This is a genomic window from Paraburkholderia sp. SIMBA_027 (assembly GCF_046535315.1).
GTDB lineage: Bacteria > Pseudomonadota > Gammaproteobacteria > Burkholderiales > Burkholderiaceae > Paraburkholderia > Paraburkholderia tropica.
This window is the reverse complement of record NZ_JAWRWY010001647.1, coordinates 1-234: the sequence shown is the minus strand read 5'-3', so window position 1 is coordinate 234 and position 234 is coordinate 1. Positions and strand designations below refer to the sequence as shown.

General features: G+C 66.2%; 1 protein-coding gene. It reads left to right on the top strand.

Annotated elements, in window-relative coordinates; genetic code table 11:
* Positions 1–234, top strand: a 234-nt coding sequence (locus SB764_RS44770; RefSeq protein ID WP_410867407.1) for a tripartite tricarboxylate transporter substrate-binding protein, incomplete at both ends; no start/stop codon positions are given.

The following is a 234-nucleotide window of genomic DNA, read 5'->3' as shown; positions in this document are numbered from 1 at the left end:
CGCGACGCGCAGGCGCTGCTGGCCGAACTGAAGGCCAGCCCCGGCCGCTACACCTATGGTTCTTCCGGCAACGGCACGCCCCAACACCTGTCTTCCGCGCTGTTGGAATCAACCACGGGTGCGCGCGCCGTGCATGTTCCCTACAAGGGCCAGGCGCCGATGGCCATCGACCTGATGGGTGGCCAGATCGACTTCGCCATCGACAGCATGGTCTCGGCCATGCCCAACCTGACC